This is a genomic window from Funiculus sociatus GB2-C1 (genome assembly GCF_039962115.1).
In the GTDB taxonomy this organism is placed as follows: domain Bacteria; phylum Cyanobacteriota; class Cyanobacteriia; order Cyanobacteriales; family FACHB-T130; genus Funiculus; species Funiculus sociatus.
Window position 1 is genome coordinate 64194 of record NZ_JAMPKJ010000019.1, and the last position, 18249, is coordinate 82442.

18 protein-coding genes are annotated in these 18249 nt (G+C 45.4%); 9 read left to right on the top strand and 9 right to left on the bottom strand.

What is annotated here, in order from left to right:
- Positions 1–100 precede the first annotated feature (100 nt).
- The 5 genes from carA (at position 101) to NDI42_RS11490 (ending at position 3951) form a co-directional block, all read left to right on the top strand.
- Complete coding sequence (gene carA, locus NDI42_RS11470; protein WP_190451678.1) at positions 101–1246, top strand: glutamine-hydrolyzing carbamoyl-phosphate synthase small subunit; 1146 nt, start codon at positions 101–103, stop codon at positions 1244–1246.
- Between the two features lie 72 nt (positions 1247–1318).
- The gene (locus NDI42_RS11475) at positions 1319–1687 is read left to right on the top strand and encodes an STAS domain-containing protein (RefSeq protein ID WP_190428330.1); all 369 of its coding nucleotides are present in this window, start codon (positions 1319–1321) and stop codon (positions 1685–1687) included.
- A gap of 175 nt (positions 1688–1862) precedes the next feature.
- A complete protein-coding gene (locus NDI42_RS11480) occupies positions 1863–2279 on the top strand; it encodes a Mini-ribonuclease 3 (RefSeq protein WP_190451728.1) in 417 nt (138 codons plus the stop codon).
- Between the two features lie 391 nt (positions 2280–2670).
- A complete protein-coding gene (rlmB, locus tag NDI42_RS11485) occupies positions 2671–3558 on the top strand; it encodes a 23S rRNA (guanosine(2251)-2'-O)-methyltransferase RlmB (protein ID WP_313930707.1) in 888 nt (295 codons plus the stop codon).
- 108 nt (positions 3559–3666) lie between these two features.
- Positions 3667–3951 carry a DUF1816 domain-containing protein gene (locus tag NDI42_RS11490; protein ID WP_190428252.1) on the top strand — a complete coding sequence of 95 codons (285 nt, stop codon included), beginning with the start codon at positions 3667–3669 and terminating at the stop codon, positions 3949–3951.
- Positions 3952–4058: 107 nt separating this feature from the next.
- Here NDI42_RS11490 and NDI42_RS11495 read toward each other — a convergent pair whose 3' ends face one another.
- The 3 genes from NDI42_RS11495 to NDI42_RS11505 all read right to left on the bottom strand — a co-directional run bounded on the left by NDI42_RS11495 (position 4059) and on the right by NDI42_RS11505 (position 6791).
- Complete coding sequence (locus tag NDI42_RS11495) at positions 4059–4904, bottom strand: alpha/beta fold hydrolase (protein ID WP_199310984.1); 846 nt, start codon at positions 4902–4904, stop codon at positions 4059–4061.
- A 95-nt stretch (positions 4905–4999) separates the two neighbouring features.
- Positions 5000–5701 (bottom strand): CAP domain-containing protein, encoded by a 702-nt coding sequence (locus NDI42_RS11500; RefSeq protein WP_190451683.1) that lies wholly within the window; start codon positions 5699–5701, stop codon positions 5000–5002.
- Positions 5702–5999: 298 nt separating this feature from the next.
- On the bottom strand, positions 6000–6791 hold the full coding sequence (locus NDI42_RS11505; protein WP_190451685.1) for a DsbA family protein: 792 nt from the start codon (positions 6789–6791) through the stop codon (positions 6000–6002).
- Between the two features lie 14 nt (positions 6792–6805).
- On the opposite strand from NDI42_RS11505, the gene NDI42_RS11510 reads away from it, so the two are divergent.
- The 3 genes from NDI42_RS11510 to NDI42_RS11520 all read left to right on the top strand — a co-directional run bounded on the left by NDI42_RS11510 (position 6806) and on the right by NDI42_RS11520 (position 12490).
- The gene (locus tag NDI42_RS11510) at positions 6806–7042 is read left to right on the top strand and encodes a hypothetical protein (protein WP_190451687.1); all 237 of its coding nucleotides are present in this window, start codon (positions 6806–6808) and stop codon (positions 7040–7042) included.
- 85 nt (positions 7043–7127) lie between these two features.
- A complete protein-coding gene (gatA, locus tag NDI42_RS11515; RefSeq protein WP_190451689.1) occupies positions 7128–8588 on the top strand; it encodes an Asp-tRNA(Asn)/Glu-tRNA(Gln) amidotransferase subunit GatA in 1461 nt (486 codons plus the stop codon).
- 185 nt (positions 8589–8773) lie between these two features.
- Positions 8774–12490, top strand: a complete 3717-nt coding sequence (locus NDI42_RS11520) for a DNA polymerase III subunit alpha (protein WP_190451699.1) — start codon at positions 8774–8776, stop codon at positions 12488–12490.
- Between the two features lie 52 nt (positions 12491–12542).
- Here NDI42_RS11520 and NDI42_RS11525 read toward each other — a convergent pair whose 3' ends face one another.
- From NDI42_RS11525 to NDI42_RS11545, 5 genes are all read right to left on the bottom strand, one after another.
- Complete coding sequence (locus tag NDI42_RS11525; protein ID WP_190451701.1) at positions 12543–12956, bottom strand: sunset domain-containing protein; 414 nt, start codon at positions 12954–12956, stop codon at positions 12543–12545.
- Between the two features lie 90 nt (positions 12957–13046).
- Positions 13047–14234: a serine/threonine-protein kinase gene (locus NDI42_RS11530; RefSeq protein ID WP_190451702.1), complete on the bottom strand. Its 1188-nt coding sequence runs from the start codon at positions 14232–14234 to the stop codon at positions 13047–13049.
- Between the two features lie 132 nt (positions 14235–14366).
- Entirely contained in the window at positions 14367–14669 is a 303-nt protein-coding gene (locus tag NDI42_RS11535; protein ID WP_190451704.1) for a TMEM165/GDT1 family protein, read from the bottom strand.
- 153 nt (positions 14670–14822) lie between these two features.
- Complete coding sequence (locus tag NDI42_RS11540) at positions 14823–15218, bottom strand: TMEM165/GDT1 family protein (RefSeq protein ID WP_313930702.1); 396 nt, start codon at positions 15216–15218, stop codon at positions 14823–14825.
- Positions 15219–15313: 95 nt separating this feature from the next.
- Positions 15314–15664 carry a YkgJ family cysteine cluster protein gene (locus tag NDI42_RS11545; RefSeq protein WP_190428265.1) on the bottom strand — a complete coding sequence of 117 codons (351 nt, stop codon included), beginning with the start codon at positions 15662–15664 and terminating at the stop codon, positions 15314–15316.
- Positions 15665–15879: 215 nt separating this feature from the next.
- On the opposite strand from NDI42_RS11545, the gene psb30 reads away from it, so the two are divergent.
- Positions 15880–16008, top strand: a complete 129-nt coding sequence (gene psb30, locus NDI42_RS11550; protein ID WP_190428266.1) for a photosystem II reaction center protein Ycf12/Psb30 — start codon at positions 15880–15882, stop codon at positions 16006–16008.
- 150 nt (positions 16009–16158) lie between these two features.
- On the opposite strand, the gene recJ is transcribed toward psb30, so the two are convergent.
- Positions 16159–18246, bottom strand: coding sequence for a single-stranded-DNA-specific exonuclease RecJ (recJ, locus tag NDI42_RS11555; protein ID WP_190451706.1), 2088 nt, complete (start codon positions 18244–18246; stop codon positions 16159–16161).
- Between the last annotated feature and the right edge of the window lie 3 nt (positions 18247–18249).

Consider the following 18249-nt stretch of genomic DNA (forward strand, 5'->3'; position numbering starts at 1 on the left):
CGTAGATGCGATCGCATCCTAATACACACTTCTACCCTAGCTGGGTGTGAGATGATAACTTACCACTAGCAACTAACAACCAAAAACTCAGCATTACCTTATGCGTCCTTCTTCTGCTCAAAGTGCCTTGCTCGTACTTGCTGATGGCACGTCCTACAAAGGTTGGTCTTTTGGTGCTTCAGGAACAGCCATTGGCGAAGTGGTGTTTAACACTGGTATAACTGGCTACCAGGAAGTTTTGACTGACCCCAGCTACTGCGGTCAGATAGTTACATTCACCTATCCAGAATTAGGCAACACTGGTGTCAACCTGGAAGATGAAGAATCGAATCGTCCTCAAGTCAGAGGCGCGATCGCGCGTAACATCTCCTCACGTCCCAGCAACTGGCGATCTACCCAATCCTTGCCCGACTACCTGAAACAACACAACATTCCCGGCATTTATGGCATCGATACGCGATCGCTCACCCGCAGACTGCGCTCTGCTGGGGCCATGAACGGCGCTATTTCCACCGAAATCCTCGATCCTGCCGAATTGCTGAAAAAAGTACAAGAAGCTCCCAGCATGGCAGGATTAAATCTAGTTCAGGAAGTCAGCACACAAACCGTCTACGAATGGTCTGCTCCCACCGAGTCGAGTTGGGAATTCAGTCCCGGCGTTGAGTCAAACGACGGCGAACCCCTCACCGTTGTCGCCATTGATTTTGGCATCAAACGCAACATCCTGCGGCGTTTAGCTGCTTACGGTTGCCGCGTCATCGTTGTACCAGCCAATACACCGCCGGAAGAAATTCTCAAACACAACCCGGATGGGATTTTTCTCTCCAATGGCCCAGGCGATCCAGCAGCCGTCACCGAAGGCATCGAAACCACCAAAGCCTTGCTAGAAAGCCAGAAACCCGTCTTTGGCATCTGCATGGGACACCAAATTCTCGGTCTTTCAATGGGTGCTGACACCTTCAAGCTCAAATTTGGTCATCGCGGCTTAAATCAACCAGCAGGTTTAAAACAGCGGGTGGAGATTACCAGCCAGAATCACGGCTTTGCCATTGATGCAGATTCCTTAAGCTCAGATGTGGAAATAACCCATCTGAACCTGAACGATCGCACTGTAGCTGGTTTACGGCACAAATCCCTGCCCTTCTTCTCCGTACAGTACCACCCAGAAGCCAGCCCCGGCCCCCACGATGCCGACTATCTGTTTGAGCAGTTTGTTGAGCAAATGCGATCGCATCGCCAAAATTAATCAATAGCAATTAGCAGCTGTGTGTTCTATAATGGAGCCTCGACTAAGGACAATCCAAGGTAGGAGGGTGTTATTCCTGAGCCACTAACCCTAACCGTAAGCTTAAGAGGCACTCGCGAAGTTAGGGACAATTACCAGCTATACCGCCTCACGGGTTTGTTAGATGCTTTCTCGGAACCCACGTTCCGGAAGGTGGTCAGCAAGTATATTGAGGAAGGTCCCAGCCACGTTATTCTGGATCTTTCTAACATCGACTTTGTAGACAGCTCTGGCTTAGGCGCTTTAGTGCAGCTGGTGAAAAAGGCTCAAAGCGTTGATGGTTCTTTGCAAATTGTCACCAATGCTCGCGTGACTCAAACCGTTAAACTGGTTCGCTTAGAACAGTTTCTCTCGTTGCAGCCTTCAGTTGAAGCAGCATTGGAGAAGATCAAGCAGCCTTGAGCTGAATGATAAATCGATAGGTGGGGCGGGGCTGACAACCCGCCCTTACCAATTTCTAGCACTGGCATCACTGGGATTTTCAGTGCAAAGCTAAAATTTAGAGGGCAAGGTGACTCAGGAGGAGGAAGGGCGTTTAGATAACCTGGCGACTAACTCGCCACTGGGCAAAACCGAAATGTGGTTTAACCCAAGATGGGCTGTAGATCGAAAAGCTCAAATCCAACAGCTTTCTCCAGCGTCTTTAGCTTATTTGGGGGACGCGGTGTATGAACTATATATCCGCAGCCTTTATCTGCTGCCGCCAAAGCGATCGCAAGCCTACCACGACATGGTAGTAGGGCAGGTGAGAGCAGAAAGTCAGGCAAAAGCACTACAAGAACTCCAACCGCACCTTACCGACACAGAATTAGAAATTTTGCGGCGCGGGCGCAATGCCGCAGGACGACGCAAACGCCTCGATCCAGAAATTTATCAACAAGCTACCAGCTTAGAGACGTTGATGGGCTATCTTTACCTGACAGATCCCCAACGCTTGACCCAGCTGCTAGAACACTTACAACTAAACTCGATTTCAGAAGACAAAAATTCTTAACAATATGCCAGATAAAAAACGCCGCCCCCACCCTCCAGGCAGAAGTAGCAGCCGAGGAAAGCCGATCCTATCCCAGCGCGTATTCCCAAAACGTGTTGGAGAGCAACGTATTCGCCCCGCACGTCCCTCTCGCGATGAAGAACAGCAATCGGATGAGATAGACAGCAGTTCTGTGGGCAAACACGAGCAAGTAAAACCGATTCGCCAGCGGCGCGATGGGGAAAAACCCCTTCCCCCCAGCCGACGCGAACACAGCCAAGAAAAGGAAAAACGCCCTTCTAAAGAAGAAACTGGGGGCTGGGGAAAAGAACCTAGCAAGAGGGAAGGAACTCACAAGGAACGGGGCATTAAGCGAAATTCCCAACCCCAAATTTCCGAGCGCCATTCACCAATCCCAGGTAAATCTGAGCGAGGGAAGTTCGTGAGAACGGGGCGCGAAAAGCCGCCAAGAGGGAGATACTCAAGTGATGCTGCTAACCCAGCCGCTTCCCTACGCGATCGCGCTGTTTCTTCGCCCCCAGAGGAAGAAACAGACATGATTTATGGTCGGCATCCCGTCCTCACAGCTCTAGAAAACCAGCGCCAGCTTAACCGAATTTGGATACTTCCCAACCTGCGCTACGATCCTCGCTTTCATACCTTGCTATTGCAAGCCAAAGAAAGGGGAGCCGTAATTGACGAAGTAGAACCGAGACGCTTAGATCAAATCACCAACCAAGCCAATCACCAAGGAGTAGCGGCTCAAGTCGCTCCCTATACTTACACTGAATTGGGCGACTTAATCGCCAATGCCAAATCCGTCTCAGAACAGCCAGTTTTGTTAGTAGCCGATGGCATTACCGATCCCCATAACCTGGGAGCAATTATTCGCACAGCAGAAGCCTTGGGAGCGCAGGGATTAGTGATCCCTCAACGACGGGCAGTAGGTATCACATCAGCTGTGATGAAAGTGTCAGCTGGAGCTTTAGAAAGTTTTTCAGTGGCCAGAGTCGTCAACCTGTCTCGCGCCTTGGAAGAATTAAAAGCAGCTGGCTTTTGGATTTACGGCACTGCTGCTGAAGGTAGTCAAATGGTACACACAACTCAATTCACTGGGCCAGTAGTATTAGTAGTTGGTTCTGAGGGTGAAGGTCTGAGTTTGCTGACACAACGCTGCTGTGATTTCCTGGTTTCCATTCCCTTACAGGGACAGACTCCTAGCTTGAATGCTTCAGTGGCAGCGGCAATGGCTCTTTACGAAATTTACCGTCAACGCTGGTCGAATAAAATCTACCTTTGATAATCTGTTACAAGACTCTTCAAAAAAGAATCATGTCAGAGTATAACAAAGTGTAAACAATAGCAAATTTAGAAAATTGCATCGCATCCCTTAAAACAGGCAAAGACCATGAAGGAATTCTTGATTAGCATTCTCCACTTCTTTGGACGGGCTTGGTGGGTTGAGATTGTCACTGACAACCCTCGCTGTACTTACTACTTCGGCCCTTTCATCAGCAGCCAAGAAGCCCACGCAGCCAAGGCTGGTTACATCGAAGACCTAGAACACGAAAGTGCCAACGGTATTAAGGTGGTAGTGAAGCGCTGTAAGCCAGAGAAGCTAACCATTTACGACGATTCGGGGGAGCGTTTTGACCGCAAAAGAACACCTACTTTTAGCGGTCAGCTTTCTTAGTGTTTGCTTCGTCTCAATTAACCCTCACACCGAATGGGATTAGATAAACAAAGCCCGCTAGGTAGCGAGCTTTAGAAGTGGGTAGCAACCCCAGATTTGGATTAAACTCAGGCGGGCATTACTACCTGGGGGTGGGTGTCGAGCCAGTTATCAATGTCTCTGTTGACCAAATCGGGAATCTCCCACGGGAATAAATGAGCGGTGTTGGGATAGCAATGCCATTCACAATCCTTGAGGTGGCGAGCAGTTTCTAAGCTCGAAACCGGGGTGATGTGGCGATCGCATTCACCAGCCAGCATCAAACTCGGACAAGGAATCTGCTCTAGGTCTGCCAGTCGGTTATACCCAGTTCTCAGGGCTGTGTTGAGGGCGCGATTGGCAGCAGCCGAGGTTTGTAAATAAGCTGACATTGCCTCTAATGCCAGGTAATTGTAGGTACTCGGCGTGTGTTGCTGGATTAGATAGCGGTAGAGCGATCGCTTCCCAAACGTCTCAATATTCCACTCCCACCCAGGCTGTATGCGATTCAAAATCGAAGCCAGCCCCGTGTAAAAATTATCCTGCCAACTAATCGGCGGATGACTGCCACGGGGACGGGCTGCTGTCCCAATTAAAATTAGACCGCTAACTCGCTCTTTTAGCCCCAGCGCCAACTCCATCGCCAATATTCCCCCCAACGACCATCCTAGTATCAAACAGCGTTCGATCTGTAAGCGGTCTAGAAGCGCCTCTAGGTCAATCAAATGGTCGCCCATAGTAAAATCCCCATTGAAGCGACTACTGCCATATCCCCGGAGGTCTGGGGCGATAGTTTTGAAACGATTTTCGAGGTGGTTAGTAAAGATAGACATACTGCGACCATTACCGGGATGACCGTGCAAGCACAGAATGGGAAACCCCTGTCCTTGGACGCGGACGCTGAGGTGATGAGCTGGGGAAGAAGTGTAAGGCATAAATAAGGTTCTCATGTAAAAGGTAAAAGGCACAATAATTCTTCACTTTTTCATTTTGCATGAGAGCCTTTTGCCTTTCTCAATTACCATTTGAACTATTTGTCTTTATATCCTCCAGCGTATGTAATCACGCACATATTTCTGTATTTAGCATGAGAACCGAAGCCCACCCCAGCTACCTTAAAAGCGGAGTTAAAGATATTTTTTCTGTGACCGCGATCGCTTACTCCATCATCAATAATTAATTGCATCACAATATCTTGGGCTGTGCTGGAACCGTAGCTGATATTTTCCCCGGCGGTGGTTTGCCAAGAACCATAGCGGTTGATGCGAGTAAAGGGGGTACTGCGATCGCTTCCCGTGTGTCCTGTCGCACCCTTTGGGCCTTGGTCTTTGACGAGATCCTTTGCACCCAAAGACATCCCTTTGGATGCACTCAAAGCTGACACAGGTTTGGCTGATTTCAAGAATGCGATCGCCTCATCAACCGCCCTCACGCCTTCCTGCGTCTGCAAATAGACGTTACCAGGCAATTTAACTCGCTTGCTATCAACAAAGCTCTTTTTGTACTTTTCCAACACAGCAGCATAAGCGGCGGGATTTGTCCGCGCCTTGTTCATTTCCACAATAACAGCTTGTTCCAAAGGCGAAAGGTAACTCGCTTGTGCCAACAAAGTAGATCCTCCTTGAGTGGATGCTGGAACGCCTGCCAGAGATGGGCTAGAGGGAAAAACTGAATGAAAGAAGGTCGCCAGTACAGTGATAGGGGCAAATGCCATAAATAGAATCCGACGCATAAATCACCTTACAATTTCCTGACAAGAGAAATAACGCTGTCTATATCAAATAGATTGACAGAAGCTTCCTAAAGTTTCCGAATTTAATAAAAATAAACGTTAGTCTAAAATTTAGAATTTATCCAACACTAAATTTATCTTTCTACCACATTCTTTTTAGCTGCTACTTCTGTAAAAGTCTCTTGTTCATTGTAGCCGGAGGCGATCGCGCTCAAACTTCTGCAATCTCAGATTCAGTTTGTGAGCGATCGCAATATACAAGCAATCGCTCAAAATCGAATCAAATGCCTAAATTACTTCAAGATTTGTTTACACTAGCTAATACGTTCTCGATATCTGATAGCTGCACCGCACCTGAAAAAGTTTCGCCATTTATCACAAAGAAGGGTGTGCCAGAGAGTCCTAAAGATTCAGCAAGTTGAATATCTTCTTGGATGGCGGGATCGGCAAGAATGCGATCGTCCTCAAACTTCTCCAAATCAAGATTCAACTTTTGGGCAATATCTCGATACAAATCCTCACCTAATTTGTCTTGTTGAGTAAATAGTGCGTCTTCGTACTCCCAGAATTTGCCCTGCTGAGTTGCAGCCCAAGCAGCTTTAGCCGCTAACATGGCTTCAGGATGAATTGGAGTAAGGGGAAAATGCTTGTACACTAAAGCGATTTCGCCTGGATGCTTTTCTATTAATTGCTTCAGTGTTTTATGAGCTTCGGCACAATAGGGACATTGAAAATCTGAGAACTCAATCAGCACAACCTTGGAATCAATTGCCCCTGTGGTGGGAGATTCTCCAATCACCGCTTTAGTATTAGTTTTTAAATCTTGCAAAAAAGCTTGCTGTGCTTGCTGAACCTGCTGTTGTTGCTGCTGCTGGTATGCCTGAACAGATTCCAGAATTACTTCTGGGTGCTTGCGAATAATCTCTAAAACTTGCTCTTCCAATCGCGGACTGGTTTGGGTAGCTGCTTGCGCTGGCGTTGACCAGCCGAACAATGCTAGACACAATAACAACATTGCTAGTTTCAATGCTTTCTTAGCCGCCATTAGGAAGAAAGTGGGGGCGATCGCCCAAAGTTGAACTCGACGCATAAATTACCTGGCTGATGTTGCTAACACGATCCAGTATGCTCGACTTGCGGGGTGGCGGAACAATGAGAAGGACGCGATCGCTTCCCAAGAAAAATACTGATACCAAGCGCGATCGCCGCTTAATTCCCATAATTTTCCGCAATCTCACCCCCAAACCCTCCCCGGAAGCAGGAAAGCAGGGATGGGTTCAATATTTACGCCTAATCAACTGTAAAATCCGCACGGCACAAGCATTTCGCCTGTCTCAGTAGGGAATCATAGCGACAAGAAAGCGATCGCGTCTTTGGCGTAACCTATACTAAAAATCTAGACGGTGAATCGAAACGAGGTCATGGCATGGCATCCATCCGCGAGTTGCATAAACAACTCATTCGCAAAGAACGCTCAGCTGTAGAAATTACCCAAGAAGCTTTAGACCGTATTCAGGCGCTAGAGCCGAAATTGCATAGTTTTTTGTGCGTAACAGCAGATAGAGCATTGCAACAGGCTCGTGCAGTGGATGCCAAAATCGCCGCCGGGGAAGAAATTGGGCTGCTGGCGGGGATTCCTATTGGCATTAAGGACAATATGTGTACGCATGGAATTCCTACTACCTGCGCCTCGAAGATGTTGGAAAATTTTGTCCCCCCTTACGAGTCAACGGTGACGCAAAAACTGGCTGACGCTGGTGCAGTCATGGTGGGAAAAACCAATCTCGACGAGTTTGCGATGGGTAGTTCTACGGAAAACTCAGCCTATCAAGTCACTGCTAACCCTTGGGATTTGGATCGCGTGCCGGGAGGGTCTTCTGGCGGTTCAGCAGCGGCGGTGGCGGCAAAAGAGTGTGTTGTAGCTATCGGTTCTGATACAGGTGGCTCTATCCGTCAACCAGCCTCTTTCTGTGGCGTTGTCGGGATGAAACCTACTTATGGGTTAGTTTCCCGTTATGGATTGGTGGCTTTTGCTTCTTCTTTGGATCAGGTTGGCCCGTTTGGACGCACAGTAGAAGATACAGCAATTTTATTGAGAGCGATCGCAGGTTACGATCCCAAAGACTCTACCAGTCTCAAAGTCGAAATCCCAGACTACGCCAAAGCTCTCAGGCCAAACTTCAAACCGAGAGGTCAGTTGCGAGTTGGTTTTATTAAAGAAACCTTTGGCGAAGGTTTAGACTCAACTGTGTGGCAAGCTGTTACCAAAGCTATTGAGCAACTGCAAAATTTGGGAGCGGAAATTCAAGAAATTTCCTGTCCCCGCTTCCGCTACGGTTTGCCCACCTATTACGTTATTGCTCCTTCTGAAGCATCCGCTAATCTCGCTCGGTACGATGGAGTAAAGTACGGCTTCCGCACACCAAACGCCGACAATCTTCTATCGATGTACACCCAGACTCGCGCCGCTGGTTTCGGAAAGGAAGTCAAGCGCCGGATCATGTTGGGTACTTATGCTCTCTCAGCTGGTTACTACGACGCCTATTATCTCAAAGCCCAAAAAGTCCGCACCTTGATTAAACAAGACTTTCTGCGGGCTTTTGAAAAAGTTGATATTTTAGTATGTCCCACTGCTCCTACAACTGCTTTCAAAGTAGGAGAAAACACAGAAGATCCGTTGGGTATGTATTTGAATGACCTGATGACTATCCCGCTAAATCTTGCTGGGTTGCCTGGTTTAAGTGTACCCTGTGGTTTTGATGAAAAGGGATTGCCGATTGGAGTGCAATTGATTAGCAATGTTTTGCGAGAAGATTTACTCTTGCAAGTAGCATATGCCTATGAGCAATCTACTGATTGGCATCTACACACGCCGCAATTAGATTAGCTATCTTTCTCGTTCCCAGGCTAGAGCCTGGGAACGCAATTCTAGAGGCTCTCGCTCGAAGTATAAACGAGTTAGGAAAACCCACCCTTATTTTAAATAGACGATTATAGGAGACTCTGCCTCCTGTAATCATTCCCAAGCTCAGCTTGGGAATGAGGAAACCAATTAGTAATTAGTAAAATAATATGTCTTTCGTAGGTTTACATATTCACAGTGATTACAGTTTGCTTGATGGTGCTAGTCAGCTACCCGAACTGGTAAATCAAGCAATAAAATTGGGAATGCCTGCGATCGCTCTCACGGATCACGGCGTTATGTATGGCGCAATTGAACTAATAAAAGTTTGTCGCGGTAAAACAATTAAGCCAATTATTGGCAATGAAATGTATGTAGTGAATGGCGATATTAAAGAACAAAAGCGAGGTAGAAAAAAATATCACCAAGTCGTATTAGCTAAAAATACTCAAGGCTACAAAAATTTAGTTAAATTAACAACAATTTCTCATTTAGAAGGGGTTCAAGGCAAAGGAATATTTTCGCGTCCTTGCGTTAACAAAGAACTTTTAAAAGAGTATCGGGAAGGTTTAATTGTCACCAGTGCTTGTTTAGGCGGTGAAATTCCCCAAGCAATTCTCCAAGAGAAGCCAGATATCGCTCGCCGAGTTGCTAAAGAGTACAAAGATGTTTTTGGCGAAGACTTTTATTTAGAAATTCAAGATCATGGTTCTCAGGAAGACAGGCTTGTTAACGTTGAAATTGTCAAAATTGCACGGGAACTAGACATTAAAATTATTGCTACGAATGATTCGCATTTTATCTCCTGCAACGACGTAGAAGCGCACGATGCGCTGTTATGTATTCAGACGGGGAAATTAATTTCCGAAGATAATCGGATGCGCTACAGCGGGACTGAGTACCTTAAGTCTGCTGAAGAGATGAAACAACTGTTTCGAGATCATCTACCGGACGAGGTAATTGAGGAAGCGATCGCAAATACCCTAGAAGTCGCTGAAAAAATCCAGCAATACAAAATTTTCGACGAGCCACGCCTTCCCGACTATCCTATTCCATCAGGTTACACAATTGACACCTACTTAGAAGAAACTGCCAGAGAAGGACTGCGCGAAAGATTTAAAGTTCGTTCTTATTTAGACGTTGGTTTAGTTTATCGAGAACGGCTGGATTATGAATTAAAAATGATTCAGCAGATGGGTTTTTCTACTTACTTTTTAGTAGTTTGGGATTACATCAAATACGCCAGAGATCATGGCATTCCCGTAGGGCCAGGACGTGGTTCTGCTGCTGGTTCTCTCGTAGCTTACGCCTTAAAAATTACTAATATTGACCCAGTACATCATGGACTGCTATTCGAGCGATTTCTAAATCCAGAACGGAAATCTATGCCTGATATTGACACAGATTTCTGCATTGAAAGGCGGGATGACGTAATTCAATACGTTACCGAAAAGTATGGAAAAGAGCGAGTAGCACAAATTATTACCTTCAACCGTTTAACATCTAAAGCAGTTTTAAAAGATGTCGCCAGAGTGTTAAATATTCCCTATGGGGAAGCAGACAAAATGGCGAAATTAATCCCCGTGGTGCGAGGAAAGCCAACCAAACTTAAAGTAATGATTGGTGACGATTCACCCGCCCCAGAGTTTAGAGAAAAGTACCTATCAGACGAAACAGTTCGCCATTGGGTTGATATGGCGATGCGGATTGAAGGTACAAACAAAACCTTTGGTGTACACGCCGCTGGTGTAGTTATTTCCAAGCAAGCGCTAGATGAAATTGTACCGCTGCAAAAGAATAAGGACGGCTCTGTAATTACCCAATATTTCATGGAGGATCTGGAATCCCTGGGATTATTAAAAATGGATTTTCTGGGGTTGAGAAACTTAACGATTATCCAAAATACGATTGATTTGATTAAGAAGCACCGAAATATCGTTATAGATCCTGATGATGTAACCTCTGAGGAAAGAAAAGCTTATAAAATTTTATCAAAAGGCGAAATTAATAAACGACCAAAAGGAGTCCATAGTACCTATAAAAAGTTAGAAGAAGGTGATTTAGAAGGTATTTTTCAGCTAGAGTCGTCGGGAATGCGTCAGATAGTGCGCGACCTAAAACCCTCGAACATAGAAGATATTTCCTCAATTCTAGCTCTATATAGACCGGGGCCATTAGACGCTGGACTAATTCCTTTGTTTATTAATCGTAAACATGGAAGAGAAGAAATTGTCTATGCAAATCAGTTATTAAAACCAATTCTTGAGGAGACTTATGGTGTTCTTGTTTATCAGGAGCAAATCATGAAGATGGCTCAAGATTTGGCAGGATATTCTTTAGGTCAAGCTGACTTATTACGCCGCGCAATGGGTAAGAAAAAAGCTGATGAAATGGAGAAGCAGCGGCAACTTTTTATTGATGGAGCTACAAAAAACGGGATTGTAAGCACACTGGCTGAAGATTTATTTGAACAGATGGTGAAGTTCGCCGAGTACTGTTTTAACAAATCCCATTCAACTGCTTATGCTTATGTTACTTATCAAACTGCTTTTTTAAAGGCAAATTATCCGGTTGAATATATGGCGGCATTGCTGACCGCTAACAGTGGCGATACCGATAAGGTACAGAAATATGTTGCTAACTGTTTGGCTATGGGAATTAAGGTGGAACAACCGGATATTAATTGCTCCCTTGTGGATTTTACGCCTTTGCAAGAAAAGATTTTGTTTGGGCTGTCTGCGGTGAAGAATTTAGGTTTGGGAGCGATTGAGTGTATTTTGGCAGAACGAGATCAGGGGGGAAATTTTAAGTCATTGGCTGATTTATGCGATCGCGTCAACCTCCATGCTGTCAAAAACAGCGCCTTAGAAGCTTTGATCCAATGCGGTGCTTTTGATAGTATCGAAACGAATCGAAACCAATTAATCCATGACCTCCCCTTAGTAGTAGATTGGGCGCAATCCCGGGCCAAAGACCGAGAAATCGGTCAGGGAAATCTGTTTGACTTTTTTGGAGGGGCGACCTCCACTCAAGACACTGCTAGTCCTGCTTTTGAATCTGCTCCCAAAGCGCCCCTGGTGAAAGATTTTTCCAAAACAGAGAAGTTGCAGATGGAAAAACAACTGCTGGGCTTCTATGTTACTGACCATCCTCTTAAATCTGTAGAAAAATTAGCCGCGGGGTTAGATCCTGCTCCTATTAATCTCAGCCAACTGGAGAATGCGCGGGCGAAGTCAAAGGTCACTGTTATTGTAATGCTCACAGAAGTTAAGCAGGTGACTACTAAGAAGAATGAGCGCATGGCGATTCTACAAATGGAAGACATAACAGGTCAAACCTCAGCTGTAGTCTTTCCCCAAACTTATGAAATAATCAATTCATTATTAGTAACAGATACGCCTCTAATTATCTTTGGCAAAGCGGATCGGCGAGAAGATCAGATGCAAGTGATTGTGGAAGAAATTAAGCTGATTACAGCGGAGCAATTGGTAATAGCGGAAGTAACACCGCCGCTAGTAGAAGAAGAACCTGAATTTCAGCCCCAGGAAACAACTTTTTCAGAACAACCAAAGAATCACAATGAGGATAATGTGAAAATTGATGCTGAGCATTTGGTGATGGTGGAACTGACACCTGAGCGAATTAATGATGAGGCAAAACTTAAGCACCTGCTAATTCTTTTGGAAGAACATTCAGGCGACAAGAGTAAAGCAAAAGTTCCGGTAATTGGAGTTGTGGCGGGTGAATACAAGCGCAAGTTTGTGCGCCTGGGACAGGCATTCTGGGTGCAAAATCACAAACGTACTGTAGATGCTCTTAGATCCGCTGGTTTTACTGCCCGCGTTAAGGCTGTGACGAGTGGAGAATACTCGTCCTATGACTATTAAATTTTCTCTTCATCCACAAGAGGAAATAAAACGGCGAGGGATTCCATTGATTTTAGTTGGCTTCGTTCTCCTTCAGTTCTTTGGGAGATTTGTAGCCAGCTTGCTCCGCTATTTTCCTGCTTGGAAAACAGATATCGGGCTTGATTTTGTCGTAATTTTTCGCCTTTGGCCCAGTGTAGACTTTACCTCGTTTTTTAGTATTTCTTCCCTTAATCGGCGCATTACTTGGACAATTATTTGCTTGAGGCGATACACCTAATTTTTCAGATGTGGCTTTATCAGATGGACTAGGGGAAGCTGTATTTCCATCTACCGAAGGAGAAGGCGAAGTAGTTTCAGAAGTAGGTGAGTTGGGAGAATTATTAGTTACAGGTACGTTAGCTTCTTGAGTGCAACTAGAAAGGGTTAAACCTGCTAAAAGCGCTATAGATGCAATCCATTGGCAATGATAATTTTTCAAGTTCATTTTTATCGGAAAGCTTAAGAAAGGGTATTATAACCTCTAAAGGTTAATTTTTTATAGTAAGTATAGTCTACCCTACAAAATATAACTTTGCTAAGTCTCAGTTGGCGGTTTTTTGGGTTTTGGAGAGCCTAAAAACTGAGATTTTAATTCTTCCAATTCCAGATCAACTTGGCTTTTTGATTGTGCAGGATTAGAGGATGGGGCTTTTTGGGGAGTAGATTTTTGATTTTCATTTTTAGACGTGCCAGCTTCCAGAAACTGCGATCGCATCTCTGCCAATTCATCATCAACTAGGCTGTTAGACTTGCTAGCTGAGGTTTTAACAACGGGTGTTGTCGCTGGCGGTGATTGATGAACAGGCTTTGCAGGTGTCGCAACTGTTGGTGTCGTTGCTTGCTTCTGCTCTTGATTCAAGTCTTTAAGCACTTCTGCTGCTGATTGATAGCGCCGACTGACAGCAGTTTGCAGCATTTTGTCTAGAATTTTACCTAAAAAACCGCTGACTTTAAAAGTTAAGAATTGTCGCCACACCCAGGCATCTTCGTTGATATCATATAAGTCAAATGGAGACATCTGGGTTAATAAATGAATGCAGGTGACTCCTAAACTATAAATATCGCTGACAAAAGTAGCTTTGCCTCTAGCTTGTTCTGGTGCTACATATTCGGGGCTGCCAATGCTGGTTCCGGTTTTCAGTAGAGCGGCACCTGTGGCAAATTTAGAAGCGCCAAAATCGACAATAACCAGACGTGTGTCTCGGCTTCTCCTAATAATATTTTCTGGCTTAATATCCCGATGAATTACCTGATGATTGTGCACAAATTGCAGCACAGGTAATAGATCGTTTAACAATTGGAGAATCTGAGTTTCATTAAATGCACCGACCTTTGATAGTTCTTCGGCTAAATTTTGCCCGTCGATAAATTCTTGCACCAAATACTGCCGATCGTCTTGGGTAAAATATGCCAGCAGTTCTGGAATCTGGGGATGTTTGCCTAGTTCATCCAGTCGCACCGCTTCTTGATTAAATAACTCAACTGCCTTTTGAACGGTGCTGGTGCCTTGGGCTTGGGGATAAAATTGCTTAATAACGCAGGGCGGTTTTGAGGGTTTGTCTTCATCCACTGCCAAAAAAGTTCTGCCAAAGCCTCCCTGTCCAATGGGTTTGATAGCACGGTAGCGCTCTTTGAGCAGCAATTTGGTGCCACAAGTGATACAAAACTTTGTATCAGTAGGATTCTGGGGATTTGGGCAAGTTGGATTGAGGCAATAGCTCATAATGGGAAGCAATCAACGGATGACTCTATATTAAGTCTTCCCTATGTTTTCCCGTAAGAAAAAGCGCCCAAAAGACTAAATGGAGCTACACAAATCAAGCCCACGGAGGCGGGTTTAAGAAAATGGCAAATGTTATAGTGCCTCTTCCGATTCTTCTGACGAATTGGCATTAGGCCACAGCAGGCGCACAGCAATCAAGGCAAATCCAATTGCCGCGATCGCTTTCAACATCCGCGCCGGAAACAGCACCGATACCCCTTCTCCTGCCAGAACTCCCAGTAAACTAGCCAACAGCAGTGCTGTGACTGTCCCAAAAAATACAGCGCGGGGAGATTTGGAACTGCCAGAGAGCGCGATCGCTGCAAATTGGCTCTTATCTCCTATCTCTGCCAAAAATACCGTAATAAAACTAATTCCTAAAAGGTGCCAATCCATAAGTATTTCTTATTGTTTAATTTATCCTCATTACCAGGCTCAGCCTAATAACGCTGTTTTGGAGGTGCCTGCTTCAATAATTAATCCAACTACACCAGTGAAAACCAGCCTCACTATTAACATTCCCAGGAGCTGCCTGGAAACGAAAAAGCTTTAAAAATGCACTACATCCCAGCACAGCATCGCAGAAACGCACAGCAAACAAACTCCAGCTGCCGTATCTAGGGTTTTCGGCGAGAACTTGGTTGCCAGAGCACGCCCCAACAATACCCCTAGTAAACTTGTAGCGATGAGTGCCGCTGCTGCACCTGCAAAAACCAGCCCAGGTGACTGAGATTCCGCACTCATCAGCAGAGTTGCTATCTGGGTTTTGTCTCCCATTTCTGCCAAAAAGATTGTCAAGAACGTCGAACTGAACGCTTTCCAGGGTAAACCTTCCAGCTTAGATGCTGCTGGCTTCTGGTAAGACTGGCGCATTTGTGCAGATTTCGCTGGTTCAATAGGACGCTCTAAAGTAGGCAAGCTGGGAGGCAATGTAGATAGTTTCACTCTTTAGTTCTGCTTAAGGCTGCATAGTTTTCATATTCTTTTCATTTTCTCAGATGTGTGTCGAAATATCAAGCTTTTTAAATTACAAAGCCTTCTCAGAAGCCAACTTCACTGTTAAAGCGGATCATTTCTAAAGAGCGATCGCCATAAACCCCTTCAATCTGCTCGCGACAACATTCAATTGCAAAGTCGTTCAACTCCTCTGGTTCAACACCATACAAATCCTCAAAAACATCTGACTGCACCCGACAGAAGCGAGGACGGTCTGCATAGATCCGGCATTCTCGCGCCGCATGGTCAAAATTCACGCACCATCCCCCTTCACCCACCATGCTCAGATAAAGCTGTAACTCATCTGGGGTAAGATACTCATCCAAGTCTGGTCGGTCTGCTGGGTCAAGATGACAGCAGGCTCCACATTGCTTAACACAGCCCCAAGTCGCCATTGTTCAAAATCTTTCAAAAAGTTCTCGTTTCTTGAGCTTAACGGTTTTTCGTTAGTAGCTGTTCAAGACGGCTACCCGCAATTCCTGTCGTTTATTATACTTTTGTAAACTTGCTTTAATAAAGGAGCGATCGCTAGGTAAGATTAGATGGCAAAATTTCCAGCTTTGCCAGTTAAATCTATACGTAGTAAATACCCTCATCAAAGGCAGGAAACATGGAATTTTTCAGCTCTTTAGGCAACCTCAACTGGGAAGTAATTGCTCAGCTCACCTTTGTGGCACTAATCATGCTTGCTGGCCCAGCGGTCATTTTCGTGCTGGCATTTCGCAACGGCGACCTCTAAATTCCCAGCGTTTGTAATCAAAGTGAATCTTAAACGCAAAGGCTCGCTAAGGGAAGCGCAAAGGTACGCAGAGGGTAATTAAAACTTTGCGCCCCTTTGTGAGTCTCTTAGCGAGCCTTTGCGTTTAAAGGTCTTGACTTTTTAGATAAGTTATGTACTTCTTCCGGGTAGGTTCAAAGCTTTGAGAGCAGCCTTAATTAGGTGAAAATACCTCGGTTCAGTAACATCAACTTGGGCGGAATCTGCGGCTGTTGTCCCTAAAAGCCCGGTTCTTTGTCCTTGCTGAATAGCTAGAACTTTACCTTGATTATTTTTAATTTTTAACTCTTTTAAAGACTCGTTCAGACTACAGGTGTAATGACGTTGGTTGTAGTAAAATTCGGCTTGAGGCTGCGGCGAAGCCAGTGAGGAGATTTTGGGAAGTCGGACACCTACTAATTCCAGCTCAATTGTAGTGTTGCCATTCCAGAAATTTTCTTTCAATTTGTAGGCGATATCGACTCGCGGCGGCAAAGGAAAGTAATCGCCCCAACGCCACGCGATCGCTTTAATTTTGTAAACTGGGTTATCCTGCAACACGGTCAGTTTAACGTGACCTTTCCCCACAATTTTTTGCTCCACAACTCGAACATTAGGAGTCCAGAAAATCGGGTCGGAGTTTTCGATACCGCAGGGGTGAAGACTATCCATCTGCTGATATAAACTGAGATTAATTTGCTCCAGGCTAGCCTGGGCATCAATCTTCAGCAATGGCTTTAAATGTTCGGGTTTGAGGCATTGGTTAGCAAAAATGCACAAGCGTTCTCGAAATGCTTCTAAATTCTCCGCTGGCATAGAAAAGCCGCCTGCTGCCTTGTGTCCGCCAAATTTCCCCAATAAATCTTGACAATACTGCAAAGCTTCAAACACATGAAATTCAGGAATTCCCCGCGCTGAACCCCGAATGTGTTGCTCATCCTCATAAGTCCCGATAAACACCGGAACGCCGTAGCGTTCAACTAATCTGGAAGCAACAATTCCAATCACGCCATGATGCCAATCTGGTTGAACGACAACCAAAACCCGATCTTGCTTTAGAGAACTTGCATGGAATGTCTCTACATAAGCAACAGCTTCTTGTTCAATTTCCTCGCATAGTTGCTGACGAAGTTTGTTAATTTGTTCGCACTGCATCGCCCTTTCCAGCGCCACCCCCATATCATCAGTTGTCAGCAACTCAATTACGGTTAGGGGGTCAGCAATGCGCCCTACAGCGTTAATTCGGGGGCCAAGGCGAAAACCAATATCCTCCGGCTTTAGGGATTTTGCATTTTGGAATCCTCCCTTTTTTAGGAGAGGATCAGATTTTGGATTTTCTGGTTCACTGTTTTCCGTTCCTTGCTGTACCCCAGACATTTGAATCAATGCTTGAACCCCTGCTAGTTGCGAATGCGGCAACTGTTGCAAACCTCGCTTTACCCAGCGACGATTAACACCAGTTAAAGGCGCTAAGTCGGCAATGGTTCCTAGAGTAAATAGTTCTAAAAGTGGCTTTACTAAGCCTTTAGCTTGACCCAGTTGTTGAGCAAGCGTTACTGCCAAAATATAGGCAACTCCAACACCAGCAACACCCCGATAAGGTGAAGATTCAGCAATTAGTTTCGGGTTAAGAATGGCATCAGCTGGCGGCAGTTTTTCTGGGATATCGTGATGGTCGGTGACAATGACTTTTACACCCAGTTGTCGCGCTCTATCAATAGGATCAAACGCTGAAATGCCATTATCTACAGTTAAAATTAACCCAACACCTTCTCGGTGAAATTCTTCTACAATTCGCCGATTAATGCCATAGCCTTCACTCATGCGGCTAGGAATGGCATAATCTACCTGTGCGCCTAACCACCGCAGCGCCCTGAGTAACAAAGCAGTGCTAGTCATGCCATCAGCATCGTAGTCACCACAGATAGCAATTTTTTCACTGGATGCGATCGCATCTTTCAACAATTCCACACTAATTGCTAAATCTGGAAAATCCTCCAATGGTGAAGGCAAAACCTGCGATTCTGGTTCCAGAAATGCTTGCACCTCTTGGTACGTTTCCATACCCCGATTGATCAACACCTGACCCAACAAAGGTGAAAGTCCCGTTGCTTGCGCCAGATGTTGAGCTTGTGCTTCAATGCTGGGAAATATCTGCCACCGATGATTAGGCAATCGGTGAGAACGAGAGGATGGATCTGATGATGGTCGGTCTTGCACAGG

What these genes read in the sequence shown, in the direction of transcription:
- carA (WP_190451678.1), top strand. Translation starts at nt 101, where the DNA reads ATGCGTCCTTCTTCTGCTCAAAGTGCCTTGCTCGTACTTGCTGATGGC.
- NDI42_RS11480 (WP_190451728.1), top strand. Translation starts at nt 1,863, where the DNA reads ATGTGGTTTAACCCAAGATGGGCTGTAGATCGAAAAGCTCAAATCCAA.
- NDI42_RS11490 (WP_190428252.1), top strand. Translation starts at nt 3,667, where the DNA reads ATGAAGGAATTCTTGATTAGCATTCTCCACTTCTTTGGACGGGCTTGG.
- NDI42_RS11495 (WP_199310984.1), bottom strand. Translation starts at nt 4,904, where the DNA reads ATGCCTTACACTTCTTCCCCAGCTCATCACCTCAGCGTCCGCGTCCAA.
- NDI42_RS11500 (WP_190451683.1), bottom strand. Translation starts at nt 5,701, where the DNA reads ATGCGTCGGATTCTATTTATGGCATTTGCCCCTATCACTGTACTGGCG.
- NDI42_RS11505 (WP_190451685.1), bottom strand. Translation starts at nt 6,791, where the DNA reads ATGCGTCGAGTTCAACTTTGGGCGATCGCCCCCACTTTCTTCCTAATG.
- NDI42_RS11510 (WP_190451687.1), top strand. Translation starts at nt 6,806, where the DNA reads ATGTTGCTAACACGATCCAGTATGCTCGACTTGCGGGGTGGCGGAACA.
- gatA (WP_190451689.1), top strand. Translation starts at nt 7,128, where the DNA reads ATGGCATCCATCCGCGAGTTGCATAAACAACTCATTCGCAAAGAACGC.
- NDI42_RS11520 (WP_190451699.1), top strand. Translation starts at nt 8,774, where the DNA reads ATGTCTTTCGTAGGTTTACATATTCACAGTGATTACAGTTTGCTTGAT.
- NDI42_RS11525 (WP_190451701.1), bottom strand. Translation starts at nt 12,956, where the DNA reads ATGAACTTGAAAAATTATCATTGCCAATGGATTGCATCTATAGCGCTT.
- NDI42_RS11530 (WP_190451702.1), bottom strand. Translation starts at nt 14,234, where the DNA reads ATGAGCTATTGCCTCAATCCAACTTGCCCAAATCCCCAGAATCCTACT.
- NDI42_RS11535 (WP_190451704.1), bottom strand. Translation starts at nt 14,669, where the DNA reads ATGGATTGGCACCTTTTAGGAATTAGTTTTATTACGGTATTTTTGGCA.
- NDI42_RS11545 (WP_190428265.1), bottom strand. Translation starts at nt 15,664, where the DNA reads ATGGCGACTTGGGGCTGTGTTAAGCAATGTGGAGCCTGCTGTCATCTT.
- psb30 (WP_190428266.1), top strand. Translation starts at nt 15,880, where the DNA reads ATGGAATTTTTCAGCTCTTTAGGCAACCTCAACTGGGAAGTAATTGCT.